Annotated in this window: 16 protein-coding genes and 1 tRNA gene; 3 read left to right on the forward strand and 14 right to left on the reverse strand. The window is 33.6% G+C overall.

Annotation, left to right across the window (positions count from 1 at the left end; genetic code table 11):
• Positions 1 to 29: 29 nt before the first annotated feature.
• Genes ACKTTV_RS06630 through ACKTTV_RS06640 form a run of 3 tightly spaced genes read right to left on the reverse strand, consistent with a single transcriptional unit; the run spans position 30 to position 1643 of the window.
• The gene (locus tag ACKTTV_RS06630) at positions 30 to 848 is read right to left on the reverse strand and encodes a mechanosensitive ion channel family protein (protein WP_408030038.1); all 819 of its coding nucleotides are present in this window, start codon (positions 846 to 848) and stop codon (positions 30 to 32) included.
• A gap of 25 nt (positions 849 to 873) precedes the next feature.
• The gene (locus ACKTTV_RS06635) at positions 874 to 1089 is read right to left on the reverse strand and encodes a hypothetical protein (protein WP_408030039.1); all 216 of its coding nucleotides are present in this window, start codon (positions 1087 to 1089) and stop codon (positions 874 to 876) included.
• 5 nt (positions 1090 to 1094) lie between these two features.
• A complete protein-coding gene (locus tag ACKTTV_RS06640) occupies positions 1095 to 1643 on the reverse strand; it encodes an RNA polymerase sigma factor (RefSeq protein ID WP_408030040.1) in 549 nt (182 codons plus the stop codon).
• Between the two features lie 246 nt (positions 1644 to 1889).
• Here ACKTTV_RS06640 and ACKTTV_RS06645 point away from each other — a divergent pair, with 246 nt between their 5' ends.
• Complete coding sequence (locus ACKTTV_RS06645) at positions 1890 to 2753, forward strand: sigma-70 family RNA polymerase sigma factor (RefSeq protein ID WP_028891227.1); 864 nt, start codon at positions 1890 to 1892, stop codon at positions 2751 to 2753.
• A gap of 221 nt (positions 2754 to 2974) precedes the next feature.
• Positions 2975 to 3631 (forward strand): ribulose-phosphate 3-epimerase, encoded by a 657-nt coding sequence (gene rpe / locus ACKTTV_RS06650; protein WP_408030041.1) that lies wholly within the window; start codon positions 2975 to 2977, stop codon positions 3629 to 3631.
• A gap of 61 nt (positions 3632 to 3692) precedes the next feature.
• Here the strand turns inward: rpe and ACKTTV_RS06655 are convergent, their stop codons facing one another.
• Positions 3693 to 4115: a CBS domain-containing protein gene (locus ACKTTV_RS06655; protein ID WP_408030042.1), complete on the reverse strand. Its 423-nt coding sequence runs from the start codon at positions 4113 to 4115 to the stop codon at positions 3693 to 3695.
• Between the two features lie 162 nt (positions 4116 to 4277).
• Here ACKTTV_RS06655 and ACKTTV_RS06660 point away from each other — a divergent pair, with 162 nt between their 5' ends.
• Positions 4278 to 4910 carry a Crp/Fnr family transcriptional regulator gene (locus ACKTTV_RS06660; protein WP_408030043.1) on the forward strand — a complete coding sequence of 211 codons (633 nt, stop codon included), beginning with the start codon at positions 4278 to 4280 and terminating at the stop codon, positions 4908 to 4910.
• Between the two features lie 383 nt (positions 4911 to 5293).
• Here the strand turns inward: ACKTTV_RS06660 and ACKTTV_RS06665 are convergent.
• From ACKTTV_RS06665 to mraY, 10 genes are all read right to left on the reverse strand, one after another.
• Positions 5294 to 5366 (reverse strand) — tRNA-Arg (locus ACKTTV_RS06665).
• A 28-nt stretch (positions 5367 to 5394) separates the two neighbouring features.
• Positions 5395 to 5844, reverse strand: a complete 450-nt coding sequence (locus ACKTTV_RS06670; protein ID WP_408030044.1) for a GatB/YqeY domain-containing protein — start codon at positions 5842 to 5844, stop codon at positions 5395 to 5397.
• A gap of 34 nt (positions 5845 to 5878) precedes the next feature.
• Complete coding sequence (ftsZ, locus tag ACKTTV_RS06675; protein ID WP_408030045.1) at positions 5879 to 7747, reverse strand: cell division protein FtsZ; 1869 nt, start codon at positions 7745 to 7747, stop codon at positions 5879 to 5881.
• A 75-nt stretch (positions 7748 to 7822) separates the two neighbouring features.
• The gene (gene ftsA, locus ACKTTV_RS06680; protein ID WP_408030046.1) at positions 7823 to 9163 is read right to left on the reverse strand and encodes a cell division protein FtsA; all 1341 of its coding nucleotides are present in this window, start codon (positions 9161 to 9163) and stop codon (positions 7823 to 7825) included.
• The gene (locus ACKTTV_RS06685) at positions 9150 to 9890 is read right to left on the reverse strand and encodes a cell division protein FtsQ/DivIB (protein WP_408030047.1); all 741 of its coding nucleotides are present in this window, start codon (positions 9888 to 9890) and stop codon (positions 9150 to 9152) included. The genes ftsA and ACKTTV_RS06685 overlap by 14 nt, the downstream gene beginning before the upstream one ends.
• Positions 9887 to 11239 (reverse strand): UDP-N-acetylmuramate--L-alanine ligase, encoded by a 1353-nt coding sequence (gene murC / locus ACKTTV_RS06690; protein WP_408030048.1) that lies wholly within the window; start codon positions 11237 to 11239, stop codon positions 9887 to 9889. The genes ACKTTV_RS06685 and murC overlap by 4 nt, the downstream gene beginning before the upstream one ends.
• 14 nt (positions 11240 to 11253) lie before the next feature.
• Positions 11254 to 12348 (reverse strand): undecaprenyldiphospho-muramoylpentapeptide beta-N-acetylglucosaminyltransferase, encoded by a 1095-nt coding sequence (gene murG / locus ACKTTV_RS06695; protein ID WP_408030049.1) that lies wholly within the window; start codon positions 12346 to 12348, stop codon positions 11254 to 11256.
• Positions 12349 to 12379: 31 nt separating this feature from the next.
• Positions 12380 to 13567: an FtsW/RodA/SpoVE family cell cycle protein gene (locus ACKTTV_RS06700; protein ID WP_408030050.1), complete on the reverse strand. Its 1188-nt coding sequence runs from the start codon at positions 13565 to 13567 to the stop codon at positions 12380 to 12382.
• 10 nt (positions 13568 to 13577) lie between these two features.
• Positions 13578 to 14915 carry a UDP-N-acetylmuramoyl-L-alanine--D-glutamate ligase gene (murD, locus tag ACKTTV_RS06705; protein ID WP_408030051.1) on the reverse strand — a complete coding sequence of 446 codons (1338 nt, stop codon included), beginning with the start codon at positions 14913 to 14915 and terminating at the stop codon, positions 13578 to 13580.
• Entirely contained in the window at positions 14916 to 16142 is a 1227-nt protein-coding gene (gene mraY / locus ACKTTV_RS06710; RefSeq protein ID WP_408030052.1) for a phospho-N-acetylmuramoyl-pentapeptide-transferase, read from the reverse strand.
• Between the last annotated feature and the right edge of the window lie 3 nt (positions 16143 to 16145).

Consider the following 16145-nt stretch of genomic DNA (forward strand, 5'->3'; position numbering starts at 1 on the left):
GATAGATACGCAAATATATATATTTTTTTTTATTTCTTAAACACTATTTTACTGTCTACCACGTCTTTAATAGGTAAAATCACTTTTCCATCCTTGGTATTTAATGTAATACATATGTTATCAATTGCAGTAACAACGCCTTCTATATCTCCAATTATCACGTGCTCTCCAATACCAATATTTTTTCTCGAATAATATCCAAAAAGCAATCTACCAACAGCATCTCTCGCTCCTAAACCGAAAGCAATAGTAAAAGCTAATAAGATAGAACCTATTAGTAATGTTAAGTTACTTTTTATAATGGACGTATCAACTCCCGCCTGATCTAGTGCTGTTATTGACAAAAACACTACTATTAAATAGAACGCTATATTTCCGACTAAATTTCCTCCAGAGAGCTCCAACGATTTAAACATTGACTGAATAGCTTTTTTTACCATGGTACCTAAATAGGCACCCGCAACAAAAATCCCTAAAGCGGTTAATAGTTTTGGTAAATATGCAAAGAAGCTCTTTATCCCACTTGAAACTCCATCCAATCCAAATATCTCTGCACCTACCATCACAAACATAAATATCAAAAACCATTTTAAAACGGCTAATATTACATTCGTAAGAACGATGTTTATTGTAGTATCTCCAAAAATCTGTGTGTTACTCAATTTCTTAGACCATTCATCAATTTTAGTTTTGGCCAAAGCTTTTCGAACAATATATAAGAATAGCTTAATTACCAACCAAGAACCAACGATAAAGGCCACGAAACCTGCTACCTTTGGTAATGATTTAACTATCCCGTCAAAAGTATCCCTAAATGGTTTTAAAATGTTTTCTTGCAATGGAATCATGATAGTATTAGTTTAGTTTATGATGTTAATCCGTTTCTTTTTTATCATCTTTATTCATATCATCTGAAGGTCGTGCTCCTCCACCATTAAGTAAGTCGGCTATTGCATTGGGGTATTTAACAACAAACAAGTCGGCTACATCAATAGAAAGCTTTATCATTGCCACATCATTAAGTACTTTTTCTCTAAGTACCTCTGGCAACTCTTCGTCATGTAATATTTTCTTAAATGGATTATCCATAATAATTACAACTCGTTATACGTTTCTACGACTTTCGCCTTTGCTCGTTTTAATCGCATTTTTACTGCGCTTTCTCCCAATTCTAATGACCCTGCTATTTCTTTTATACTCATATCGTCTTGATATTTCATTAATAAAATCATTTTTTCAGCAGGAGAAATTAGCTCAAGTGCCTTAGCAAGCTTATCTGATTTTAACTCAAATAAAGTTGCATCATCTATTTCATCTAAACCGCTATCTTCTTCCTTGATTTGATCCGTAACAACCGTAACTCTCTCTTTCTTTTTTGCACTATTACGTTGAACATAATTCACACAAAAATTATAAGTAAAAGAATATAACCAAGTAGAAAACTTTGATTTTCCTTTAAAGGTACGCAATTTTACAAATAAGCGAATAAAAAGATCATGTGTTAAGTCCTGTGCTTCTTCTTTACTATTAGAAAAACCATAGCACTTGTTATACACAAGACCAGCGTAGCGATCATATAAAACAGCGAACAAATGTGTATCATTTTTCTCCACTATTTTTTTGACCAACTCTTCGTCACTCATTTTTGTAACATCGATACTCTTCAACGGCTAAGTTCGGTTAATGTTTCGTTTAGACTTTTGTTTTTTAAGACACATATTTTTCTTAATGGTCACTTTTTCATTTTTGATTAAATCAAATTTAACAAATCTTTAACGGTGGAGAAACTTTTTTTAAAAAAAATAAAAACTTTTGTAACATTTAATGTAAATGCTCCGTATAAGTAAATAAAGAGCAATAGATAATTAATAAAACACAAGCCTTATTACATGAGACAACTTAAGATTACAAAACAGGTTACCAACAGGGAAACCGCCTCATTAGACAAGTATTTACAGGAGATTGGAAAGGTAGATTTAATTACCGCAGATGAAGAAGTAGAATTAGCACAGCGAATAAAGGCAGGTGACCAAAGAGCTTTAGAGAAATTAACAAAAGCTAACCTTCGTTTTGTGGTATCAGTTGCTAAGCAATATCAAAATCAAGGTTTAACATTACCTGATTTAATTAATGAAGGTAACCTAGGTTTAATTAAAGCTGCGAAACGTTTTGATGAAACTCGTGGATTTAAATTTATCTCTTATGCTGTTTGGTGGATTCGTCAGTCGATTTTACAAGCATTAGCTGAACAATCTCGTATTGTACGTTTACCATTAAACAAAATTGGTTCTATTAACAAGATTAATAAAATGTATGCTTTCTTAGAGCAAGAAAACGAGCGCCCACCAAGTGCTGAAGAAATTGCTAAGAAACTTGACATGACTGTAAATGATGTTAAAGAGTCAATGAAAAATTCTGGTCGTCACGTATCGATGGATGCTCCATTAATTGAAGGAGAAGATTCGAACTTGTATGACGTATTAAATTCTGGTGAATCACCAAATCCAGATAAAACATTATTACATGAATCATTACGTATTGAAATTAACCGTGCGTTAGAAACCTTAACTCCTCGTGAAGCTGATGTTGTAAAATTATACTTCGGTTTAGGAGAGCACCAACCAATGACTTTAGAAGAAATTGGTGAAACTTTTGATTTAACTCGTGAACGTGTTCGTCAAATTAAGGAAAAAGCTATTAGAAGGCTAAAACACACATCTCGTAGTAAGATTTTAATGACTTATTTAGGTTAATTTTTCTATTAATAATATATTTACAGCAACAAATAGTTATCATAACTATTCGTTTTTTGATTAATGAATGAAAGCTCTCAGTTTTGAGAGCTTTCTTCGTTTTAAGTAACACCTAAACTTTCATTAACAACTATTTCAATTTCTCAGTTATTTTCTCATAATTTTAAATGAAAAAATTCATGTATTTTTGCGGCGTAAACAACACAACAATTTTTATTTAAATGGAAAAACTTATTGCTCCTTCAGTTTTAGCAGCTGATTTCGGAAATCTGCAAAGAGATGTAGAAATGGTGAACGAAAGTAAAGCTGATTGGTTTCACATAGATATTATGGATGGCGTTTTCGTACCAAACATATCATTCGGAATGCCAGTTTTAAAATCTATTTCTACTCATGCGAAAAAAACGATCGATGTTCACTTAATGATCGTTGATCCTGACAGATACATCAACACATTTGCCGATTTAGGAGCCGACATCTTAACTGTACACTATGAGGCTTGTACACACTTGCACAGAACAGTGCAAGCAATAAAAGCTGCAGGAATGAAGGCTGGTGTCGCTTTAAACCCTCACACTCCAATTGCGGTTTTAGAAGATATTATCGCCGACTTAGATTTGGTTTGTATTATGAGTGTTAACCCAGGTTTCGGAGGGCAATCATTCATTGAAAACACTTATAAAAAAGTAAATCAATTAAAACACTTAATCGAATTTAGTAACGCTTCAACATTAATTGAAATCGATGGTGGAGTTACTGATAAAAATGCCAATCAATTAATTGAGGCTGGTGCTGATGTTTTAGTAGCTGGGAGTTTTGTATTTAAAAGTGAAGACCCAATTGCAACTATTGAAAATTTAAAAACAATAGTCAATTAATTACATATTATATAAAGTAAAAAAAAGCAGTAAGATTGATCTTACTGCTTTTTTTATTGAACTAGTTGAACTGTTCTAAAAGAAAATATATCAAATCTGTTGTTGTTACGATCCCTACAAGATTACCCCCTTCAATTACCGGTAAGGCATGAAATTCTTTTTTAGATAATATTTCTGCTACTTCCTTTATGGTATTTGTAGGACTCACAGTTACTAAATTTTTAGCCATTACTTGCTCTATAGTAAACATATTATAAACTACAGTATCCACATCACTTTCATCTTCGTCAATAGCATCTGCAAAACTAATTCTCAATAAATCGGTATAACTCAACATTCCTACGATTGTGTTACCACTAACCACTGGTATATGTCTTATATTATTTTCCTTAAACAACCTTTCCGCTGTGGTTAAATCATCGGTTTTATTTAAGGTAATTACGTTCTTACTCATTATAACTGATACAGGCGTTCTTTTTTTCATGGTATTAAATGATTTTTACTTTAATTTCTATATCAAATTTCAATAAATAATCGACGTGAAATACTGACATTTATCATTAAAAGAATTGTTTTATTTTCCTATTATATTAGGTATCTTTACTAATTATACAGCAAATTATTTCATTTATTAAAATCGTTTACCTTGATAGAAGAATTAAAATTTAATTATGGCTATTTATTTGAAGAAGATTTACTAAACGAAATACACTCAATAGGTGTTTATAAAGAGTTTGAATCCAGTACAACTATTATTGATACAAATAGCTATATTGTTTCAATTCCACTACTTTTAGAAGGTGCTATTAAAATTTTAAGGGAAGATGAAAATGGTGATGAATTAGTTTTATATTATTTAGAGAAAGGAGATACTTGCGCTGTAACACTTTCATGTTGTGTTGGTCAAACTAAAAGTAAAATTAGAGCTGTTACCGAGACTGATGTAAAATTACTTATGGTTCCTAAAGAGAAGATGAGTGATTGGCTCAGTAAATATAAATCTTGGCAAGAATTTATACTACAAAGTTATCATAATCGTCTTCAGGAGTTCATCGAAGCTGTTGATACCATTGCTTTCCTAAATATGGATCAACGTTTATTTAAATACTTAAGAGACAAGGCTCTGGTTAATCACAATGATTCTATTAGCGTAACCCATCAAGAAATAGCTAACGACTTACACACTTCAAGAGTTGTTGTTTCTCGACTTCTTAAATCACTAGAAAAACAAGGCAAAATTAAGTTGCAAAGAAACCTCATTCAAGTATTAGAAATTTAACCTCTATAGTTGTTAAAGAAATCGTAAAAACCAAAGTTATGTAACTTATGTTACATAAGCAGTTTTCTAATTATTTTACATTTACTAAGCTACTTGTAATTCCTTTTAACAAGTACCTAAAAAGCGCTTGTCTCAAGAATTATATAGTTAGTTTTAAGTGAAAGTTTCCCTTGATTCTTTCAGAATAACACCCCAACAAACTGTAGTTATTATTGCAGTTGTGTTGAAGAGAGTTTTCTCTCTAGAATAAGTTAATTTCCTCTAATTAAAAAACACCTATAATGCAGTATTGGGTGTTTTTCTTTTTTAGTAAATACTTAGCTTGTTAATAAACAGAAAATAAAAAAACCCCTTATAAAATAAGAGGTTGTAAATTTAAAAAGCGACCCAGGAAGGACTCGAACCCTCATCGTCAGAGCCGAAATCTGATGTTCTATCCAATTGAACTACAAGGTCTTTATTTTTCTTAAAACTTTCACGTTAATTAGTTTGAAAGCTTACTCTTTACAATACTAGAAATTGTTTTTCCATCTGCTTTACCAGCTAATTGCTTTGAAGCTATCCCCATTACTTTCCCCATATCTTTCATTCCTTCAGCTCCAACATTAGCAATAACATCAACAACTATTTTTTCTATTTCTTCTTCACTCAAAGCTTCAGGTAAAAACTGTTCTAACACAGCGGCTTCCGCCAATTCAGGCTCAGCTAAATCAGCTCTTCCTTGCTCACTGAAAACAGCTGCACTATCCTTACGTTGCTTTACCTGTTTTTGAACAATTTTAAGTTCATCCTGATCAGTTAGCTCACTATCACGAGCCTCTGTATTTGCCAACATAAAAGCCGATTTTAAAGCTCTTAATGCCGTTAAAGCTACAGTATCTTTCGATTTCATAGCTTCTTTCATTTTTTGAGTTATCTCTTTTTGTATACTCATAATAAAAGTTTTTTATACGAACTAAAGGTACTAATTAGTCTACATTATCGTGCAAGAACGAATTATTAGATCGTAATAAATCATCTTTATCGTTATTTAATGCCTTATCTGTCTTACTTATATCTTGATTAGCATCAATATCGACTCCTAATCTTTTATAAGCTGGTTGACGCTCAATTTCGTCAATATTTTTGCTTACTTGATCCGCAAACTTATAATTAAACCCTTTCATTTTCTCGCGTCTTTCTTGAGCTCTTTTCTGCAATTCAGAAATGGTTAAACTTAACGGAGATGCCTCATCATTTGAAGCCTCAGATACTTCATCTTCTTTTGATTTTGTTTTTACTTCGAAGTTTAAAGACTCGTCTTCCTCCTTAGTAATTGTTGGTGTAGAACTTTTCCCAATAGTAGGTTCTGCGCTAAAATCATCTAATACATATCGCTTATGAACTTCTTTCTTTGGAGCAACAACCTCTGCTTCTACTTCTATATTTTTAATCTTCTCTGTTGTTTCAACAATACTACTTGTTGGCTTAATTTCTTCATATGAATTTAATGGTAAATCAAATAATAGATCTTGTTGAATATACTCTTGCTTAGGTTCTTTTACTTCCTTTTTTGTTTCTGAAACATTAGTTATAATAAAATCATCTTCAGAAACTGATTCTATTGAGATTTCTTCATAAACAACGTCAATATTCTTTATAGCTTCAGTGGTAGGAATAAGATTAAACTTTGGCTTTTCCTCTATTTTATCTTCCCCTAAAACATGTACTATTTTATCATCTGGTTTTTGAGTCAAAGGTTCATCAATTGTTGGTGCCTTTTCTACCTTTTTCTCTTCAAAACTATATGTAGCCTTTTGTTCGTCCTCTAAGGTATGAACAATCTTCTTTATTTCTGTGTTAGATATATCTCCTTGTTGATCAGCCGTAAATCCCGTTGCAACAACTGTTAACGAAATTCCATCTTCTAGAGACTCATCTTCACCAATACCCATGATTATATTGGCATCATAACCAGCTTCTTCCTGAATATAATCATTTATTTCTCCAATCTCATCTAACGTTACTTCATTCGCTCCAGAAACAATTAGCAATAATACATTTTTAGCTCCTGTAATTTTGTTATCATTTAATAACGGAGAATCAAGTGCTTTTATAATAGCATTTTTGGCTCTATTTGCACCAGCTTCTTTTGCTGACCCCATGATTGCTGTTCCACTATTAGATAACACAGTTCTAGCATCATGTAAATCAATATTTTGTTTGTAGTGATGTGTAATTACCTCTGCAATACCTTTAGCTGCCGTCGCTAAAACTTCATCTGCTTTTGAGAATCCGGCTTTAAAACCAAGATTACCATAAACCTCACGTAACTTATTGTTGTTAATAACGATGAGCGAATCAACATGTTTTCTGAGCTCGTCAATACCTAACTGAGCCTGTTTTGAGCGCATTCTTCCTTCAAACTGAAATGGCATTGTAACGATTCCCACCGTCAAAATATCCATATCCTTTGCAATTTTGGCTATAATTGGTGCTGCACCTGTACCAGTTCCACCTCCCATTCCAGCAGTAATAAACACCATTTTGGTATGAGTGTTTAGCATTTGCTGAATTTCTTGAATACTTTCTGCAGCTGCTTGTGCTCCAACTTCAGGATTCGCACCCGCTCCTAAACCAGAGGTTAAGTGTGCTCCTAATTGGATTTTGTTTGGTATTGGGCTATTTTCTAGGGCTTGTGCATCGGTGTTACAAATTACGAAATCTACTCCGTGAATTTGCTTATTATACATGTGATTTACGGCATTGCTACCACCCCCGCCAACACCGATAACTTTGATGGCGTTAGATTGCGTTTTAGGCATATCGAATGAAATGTTATCAAATTCTGCGCTCATAATAACTTTTCTTTTAATGGTTATGATTTAATTCAACTCTTATAGGGGACAAATTCAGAGCTTTCACTTTACTTTTTATTCTGCGTTATCTAAAAACTCTTTGAACCTTTCGGTAAACTTCTCAAAGAATGATTTAGATTTTCCTTTTTGTATTTCTTCCTTTTTAATAGGCTCTTCTTCTACTACAGTTTCCTCTTCTTTTCTCTCAAAAACGGGCTCTTCCACTTCTGGCGTAATTTCTTCCACTACCTCTTCTTCTCTTTCAAGTCCTTCCATTAACAAACCAACAGCGGTTGCATATGCTGGACTTGACAATACATCATCTGAATCACCTGCTAAATGTTCATTTGGATATCCTATACGAACGTCCATTCCTGTAATATATTCAACTAACTGGCGAAGGTGTTTTAATTGAGAACCTCCTCCTGTTAAAACAATTCCTGCAATTAGTTTGCCTTTTTGCGTTTCATGTCCATAATTTTTTATTTCTAAATACACATGTTCAATAATTTCTTGAACACGTGCATGAATTATCTTAGATAAATTCTTTAATGTAATTTCTTTAGGTTCTCTACCTCTTAACCCTGGAATAGAAACTATTTCTGTTTCTTTATTTTCACCTGGCCAAGCTGAACCAAACTTTATTTTAAGCAACTCTGCTTGCTTCTCAATAATAGAGCAACCTTCCTTTATATCTTCAGTAATTACGTTTCCTCCAAATGGGATTACAGCAGTATGCCTTATAATTCCATCCTTAAAAATGGCCAAATCAGTAGTACCGCCACCTATATCTATAAGCGCAACACCAGCTTCTTTTTCTTCTTGACTTAACACTGCCGATGCAGAAGCCAATGGCTCTAATGTTATATCAGAAAGACTAAGTCCGGCACTTTTAACACAACGTCCAATATTTCTGATAGAAGATACCTGCCCTACAACTACATGAAAATTAGCTTCAAGTCGCCCACCATACATCCCAATAGGTTCTTTAATATCTGGTTGGCTATCTACCTTATATTCCTGTGGCAACACATGGATAATTTCCTCTCCGGGAAGCATTACCAATTTATGCACTTGCTCAACAAGATTATCAATATCAGTATTATCAATAACTTCATCAGACTTCTCACGAGTTATATAATCACTATGATGTAAACTACGAATATGCTGACCAGCAATACCAACTACTACATTTTCAATTTGATATCCCGATACACTTTGAGCCTCATCAACAGCTTGTTGAATTGATTGAATCGTTTGAGTAATATTATTTACCACGCCTCGTTTAACACCTAAACTTTTCGCTTTACCAATACCTAAAACTTCAAGTTTTCCATATTCGTTTTTGCGACCAATCATGGCAACAATCTTGGTTGTTCCAATATCTAACCCAACTGCTATTTTATTGTTTTCCATCTTGATTATGTTTTGTGCATACAACTTGGTTGTGATACTTTACATTAATTACTTTATACTTCTTTATAGTTCCATCTATAAGTGCTTTATTATAGAATGCCTTTAACTTTTTAAATTTCAGGGGGACTGACTCTAACTTTCCAAACGCTATTTTGTAATCCCCAGTACGAACTGTAAAAAAATATTCATTCTGAGCATCTCTTTCAATGGCAATAACTTCTTTTTTAAAAAAATCATCACTTGAAATGGCTTGTAGTAACTGTATGAGTTCTTTGATTTCTTCAGCATTTCCAACCCCCGAAACTAACGGTACTCTAGCCGAAAAATTAGTTGATAAAGGAATTTTCATTCCAAAATTATCAACATAAAATATCGAGTCATTATTAACAATGCGAGCCACGGGCTTACGTTGCTTTATAAGCGTTTTCAACACCCCATTTATTGTTAAAAAAACGGTTGCTTTTTCCACATAAGGGTTTGCTGAAACATTAGTTTCTAGAAAGTGTAAATCTACTACACTTTTCGGTTGGTTTTCAACAAATTTTTGATTTTGTATTAACATTTTATCAACCATATTGTGGGTCAAGAAGTTATTATCTCCTTCCTCGAACTCAACCACTGTATTTTTCACCTTTTTCGCACCGTTTCTATTAGAAGAAAATCCATATAGAAAGAACAAAAAAGCAATTAGCGCCACAAATGCTATGTAAGCTGTTATTTTTTTCACTTTAATAAACTAAATTTTTCTTCCAATCTAAACTTCACATCATCGACCATTAAACCGATATCTCCTGCCCCTATCATCACAACAACATCTGCTTCTGACTTAAGAACTTCTTCAGATAAATTCACTTTTGATATAAGCTTCCTATTTTGAAGCGTCATCTTCTCCATTAACCATCCTGACGTAACTCCTTTTATAGGCAATTCTCGTGCTGGGTATATATCCAGTAATAAAACTTCATCAAATTTTGATAACGAATTAGCAAAGTCTTCAATGAAATCTCTAGTTCTACTAAATAAGTGAGGCTGAAATACAGCCAACACCTTTTTACCTGGGTACATTTCTCTAACAGAAGCTTCAACTGCCTTTATTTCTGTTGGATGATGAGCATAATCATCTATTAAAACAATTTTCTCTGATTTTACTTTGTATGAAAACCTTCTTTTAACACCTTTAAAACTGGCTAATTGTTTTTTTATTACATCCGATGAAACACCATAAACATCTGCTATTGCAAACGCGGCTAAGGCATTCATCAAATTATGGCGCCCTGGTAAATAAAACTCTATCTCTTTTATTAAGCGAGTTGGAGTTTTAACATGAAAGAAATACCCTCCATTTTTAATTTCAATATTTAAGGCTTGATAAGCTGCAGAATCTCCAAAACCATATGTTAATCCCTCAAGAGGCAAACCTTCAGCAACAATTAAAGTATCCGTTACTTTTCCTGCAAATTCTTTAAAAGATTCTTGCAAAGCATCTGGCTTATCATAAATATCGAGATGATCAGGATCCATAGACGTTATACACGCTATGTTTGGTGAAAGCCTTAAAAAAGAACGATCAAATTCATCAGCTTCTACAACAGACACCTTATCATCACCAAGAATTAAATTAGAATTATAATTTTCTGAAATTCCTCCCAAAAATGATGTTGCCTTCAATGGCTCCATTATATGTCCCAAAATGGCAGAAGTTGTTGTTTTTCCATGTGTCCCTGCAACCCCTAAACAAAAAGTATTCTTAGTGATTTCACCAAGAATTTCAGATCTTTTTAAAACGGTGTAAGCATTATTTTTAAAATAAGTCAACTCCTGATGATCCGATGGAACTGCCGGAGTATAAACAACAATCGTCTTTTCCTTATTTAAAAAAGCCAAATCAATGTGTTTGACTCCATCTTCAAAATGTACACGAATTCCCAATTCTTCCAACGAATTAGTTATTGGTGTTTTTACCTTATCATAACCAGCAACTTTTTTCCCATTAGCTGAAAAGTAACGAGCAATAGCACTCATTCCAATCCCTCCTATTCCAATAAAATATATATTATGTATTTTATTCAAATCCATCTACTCTCTCCTATCTATTTCTTAATAATTTTTTCAATTTCATTTACAATATCATTGGTTGCGTTTGGTAACGCCAGTGTTTTTATATTATCACTTAAACTCTCCTGTTTACCAACATCTTTTAATAACGTTTCCAAAACTATTGGAAATGTTTCAAGCTCATTCTCTTTTATCAATATAGCCCCATGCTTATCAGCTATTGCCTTGGCGTTTTTCGTTTGATGATCTTCTGCTACGTTAGGAGAAGGTATAAAAATAGTAGGTTTACCAACAATGCATAATTCCGAAACAGAACTTGCTCCTGCCCTTGACACTATAAAATCTGCTGCAGCATAAGCCAAATCCATTCTATCTAGAAACTGATAAACCTGAACATTTTCAAGTTCATTATGTTTTTTATACTCTTCATAATACAACTTTCCACATTGCCAAATAAGTTGAACATTTTGACTTTTGACAAAGTCAAGTTGAGATTCTATCAATTGATTTACCTTCCGTGCACCTAGACTTCCTCCTAACACCAATAATGTTTTTTTCTTTCTATCCAACCCAAAAAACTCCTTTCCTTCTTCAGTTTTGGTATGAATAAAAAGCAGGTCCTGTCTTACCGGGTTTCCAGTTTTTATAATATTTCCAGTAGGAAAGAAACGCTCTAAGTTATCGTACGCTACACATACTTTTTTGGCCTTCTTCCCTAATAATTTGTTGGTAATTCCAGGATAAGAGTTTTGTTCTTGAATAAGCGTTGGAACACCTTTTTTATTAGCCATCATTAAGGTTGGTCCACTAGCAAAGCCACCAGTCCCTACAGCAACATCAGGCTTAAATTTATTTATTATTCTATTCGCATTCCACAAGCTACTCATAAGCTTAAATGGGAATGCTAAATTTTTTAATGTTAATTTTCTTTGAATACCAGAAATCCACAACCCTTTAATATCGTATCCAGCCTGAGGCACTTTCTCCATCTCCATTTTATCTTTAGCTCCAACAAATAAAATGTTTGCTTCAGGATAACGAAGCTTTATTTCATTTGCTATAGCTACAGCAGGATAAATATGACCTCCTGTACCCCCACCGCTTATGATAACATTAATCGATTCTTTCATATTAAACTCTGGTTAGTTCTCTTCTTAGTCTTTATATTGTTTCATGCAAAATATCTAAAGGATTATCATCCAAAATTGTTTCTTCTGTTTCGTTTTTAGAGGCACTGACACTTAGTATCATTCCTAACCCAAAACATGTCATCCAGATTGAAGTACCTCCACTACTAATAAGAGGTAATGTTTGACCTGTTACTGGTAAAATATTTACAGCTACGGCCATATTAATTAGGGCCTGAAAAACAATAGGTATTCCAACACCTATAACTAACAATGTTGCAAAAATTGTGTTCGCTTTTTTTGCTGTTATTAATATCCGAAAGAGTAATAGGAAATAAATAAACACTACCAACAAGGCTCCTACCAACCCATACTCTTCAACAATTATAGCATAGATAAAATCAGAAGATGATTGCGGTAAAAAATTCTTTTGTATACTCTTCCCTGGTCCTTTCCCTATAGCACCTCCTGTTGCTATAGCAATTTTTGCTTTTTCCACCTGGTAATTTTCGGCTCCATTTGGATTCGAAAAATTCTCCAATCGGCTTTGCCAGGTATGGATACGGTTTGGCATAGCATCTGGAAAAGCCTTTGCTACCAGAATAAAAAACAGTAAAGAAAACAATCCAATTCCTAGTATATACCCAATATACCTCAATGGGTAGCCTCCTATATAAGCCAACAACAATATCATGGTAAAAAAGATTGCCGTTGTAGAAAAGTTAGCAGGTAAAACCAAAATTAACACCAAACCAACAGGCAACCACATTTGCAATAAACTCTCTTTAAACTGAATCGGTTTCTCTTTGTTTTTGGCCAAATATCTGGCTACGTACACCATCAACACTAATCCAGCTAGAGTAGAAGTTTGAAAACCAATCCCTACAAAAGGAATACGAATCCATCTACTTGCATTAGCTCCACCAATAAGGGTACCTTGAGACATTGTAAAAATCAACAATAGTACAACTATAGGTAACATTAAAACGGAACCTCCACTAAAATACCTATACGGCACCTTATGAACACCATAAATTATTGCAAAACCAGAAATTAATAAAACAATATGTTTTACTAAATGACCTAAAGTAGACCCATTACCAACAACATATACCAAATTAGTACTAGCACTGTATACTGGCATAAACGAAAACACTGCCAATACAGCTACAATAGCCCATATTGCTCGATCTCCTTTTATATGTTGAAATAGGGATTTCATTCCTTAATTTTTATAAACCTCTAACAGCTTCTTTAAACTTATCTCCTCGATCTTCGTAACTAGTAAATAGATCAAAACTTGCACATGCTGGCGATAGTAACACAGTATCTCCTTTATCAGCAACTTTATGAGCCACCTTTACCGCTTCTTCCGCTCCTGCGGTTTCTACCAAAATATCTACTACATTTTGAAACGTCTCAATAATCTTTGTATTATCTAATCCTAAACAAACAATTGCTTTCACTTTTTCCCTAACTAAAGGCAACAAATCGGCATAGTCATTTCCCTTATCAACACCTCCTACAATCCATACCGTTGGAGTATCCATACACTCTAACGCATAATAAGCCGCATTTACATTAGTTGCTTTGCTGTCATTTACGTATTGTACACCATTTATTTTAAGCACATTTTCCAATCGGTGCTCAACACCCTCAAAATCAGACAAACTTTCAGCGATCGTTGATTTCCTTGCCTTTAATAATCGCGCTGCCATTGCTGAAGCCATTGCATTCTTAGTATTGTGTTTTCCTTGTAATTTTAAATTTGAAACGTTCATTAATACTTCTTCCGAATTAAATTTTATTATAATATTATTTTCTCTTATAAAAGCTCCATATTCGAGTTCCTTTTCTAATGAAAAAGGCACCAATGTTGCTTTTGTTGTGTTTCTTTTTAACCATCCAGTGATTACTTCGTCATCGCTATCGTAGATTAAATAATCACTTTCAGTTTGATTCTTTGTTATTCTGAATTTTGATTCGATGTAATTATCGAAATTATAATCATATCGATCTAAATGATCAGGTGTTATATTGGTTAGAATCGCTATATGAGAATTAAACCTCTCAATTCCATCTAACTGAAAACTGCTCAACTCTAATACATATACATCATATTCCTTTTCAGCTACCTGCTTAGCAAAACTATCACCTATATTTCCCGCAACCCCAACATTAAATTCTGCCTTTTCAAGAAGATGATGCGTTATCATGGTGGTAGTTGTTTTACCATTTGATCCAGTTATACCAACAATAGTAGCATCAGTATATTTCCCTGCAAACTCTATTTCGGAAATTACAGGAATACCTTTTTTAACCAATTGTTGAATCAGCTCCACTTTATCAGGAATCCCTGGGCTTTTCATTACAACATCTGCTTGAAATATAATCTCCTCAGTATGCTGTCTTTCCTCAAAGCTTACCTCATATTGTTTAAGAACTTTTTTATAGTTTTCGGTTATCGCTCCTTTATCAGAAACGAAAACATCATACCCTTTTTCTTTCCCTAAAATAGCCGTTCCCACACCACTTTCTCCTCCTCCAAGTACAACTAGCTTCTTTTTCATTTACCTTAGTTTTAAAGTAACCACTGTCAATACAGCCAATAGAATTCCAACAATCCAAAAACGCGTTACTATTTTACTTTCATGATACCCCAATTTCTGGTAGTGATGATGCAACGGAGACATTTTAAATATTCGCCTACCTTCACCAAACTTCTTTTTAGTGTATTTAAAATAAGACACCTGTAATACCACAGATAAATTTTCTACGACAAAAATCCCTGCTAAAACGGGTAACAGGAGCTCCTTTCTTATAGCAATTGCAATAACCGCAATGATTCCTCCAATAGTCAAACTACCTGTATCTCCCATAAAAACCTGTGCAGGATATGTATTATACCATAAAAAACCTATTAAAGCCCCGGCGAAAGCAAAGATGAATACAGTCATTTCTCCAGATTTAGGGATGTACATCACATCGAGATAATCAGCAAAAATGATATTTCCAGAAATCCATGCAAAAATTGCTAAGGCAACAACCATGATTGCAGAAGAACCTGCAGCGAGCCCATCGATACCATCTGTTAAATTAGCCCCGTTAGATATTGCGGTAACCAAAAACACTGTGGCAAAAATGAAAACTATCCACCCATATTTTTCATATCCATCTCCTAAAAAACTAAGAACTTTTGCGTAGTCAAGCTCATTATGTTTTAGGAAAGGGACTGTCGTTTTGGTAGATTTATGTGCCTCTCCGAACACAACCTTTTTACCGTTTTCTTGAACTATTTGTTGCTCTACGGGTAGATGCTCCTTGATAGTTACATCTGGGTGAAAATACAGCATTGATCCAACAATTAACCCTAAACCAACCTGTCCTAACACCTTAAACTTCCCTTTTAACCCTTGCTTATCTTTTTTAAACACCTTTATATAGTCATCAGTAAAACCAATTACCCCCATCCACAATGTGGTAATTAACAATATGATGATATAGATATTTTCCAATTGAGCGAGAAGTAATACTGGAACTAAAGTTCCTAGAATTATGATAATTCCTCCCATAGTAGGGGTTCCAGCTTTTTGAACTTGCCCTTCTAAACCTAAATCTCTTATACTTTCACCTACCTGTTGCTTTCGAAGAAAGTTGATAATCTTCTTTCCAAAGATCATAGTTATAAGTAACGACAAAATAAATGCTGACGCAGACCTGAAGGTTATAAACTGAAACACACTTGCTCCTGTCAGGTTAAATTCACTTTCTAAATATTCAAAAATATAATACAGCATTAT

Source organism: Tenacibaculum xiamenense (genome assembly GCF_964513065.1).
Classification (GTDB): domain Bacteria; phylum Bacteroidota; class Bacteroidia; order Flavobacteriales; family Flavobacteriaceae; genus Polaribacter; species Polaribacter xiamenense.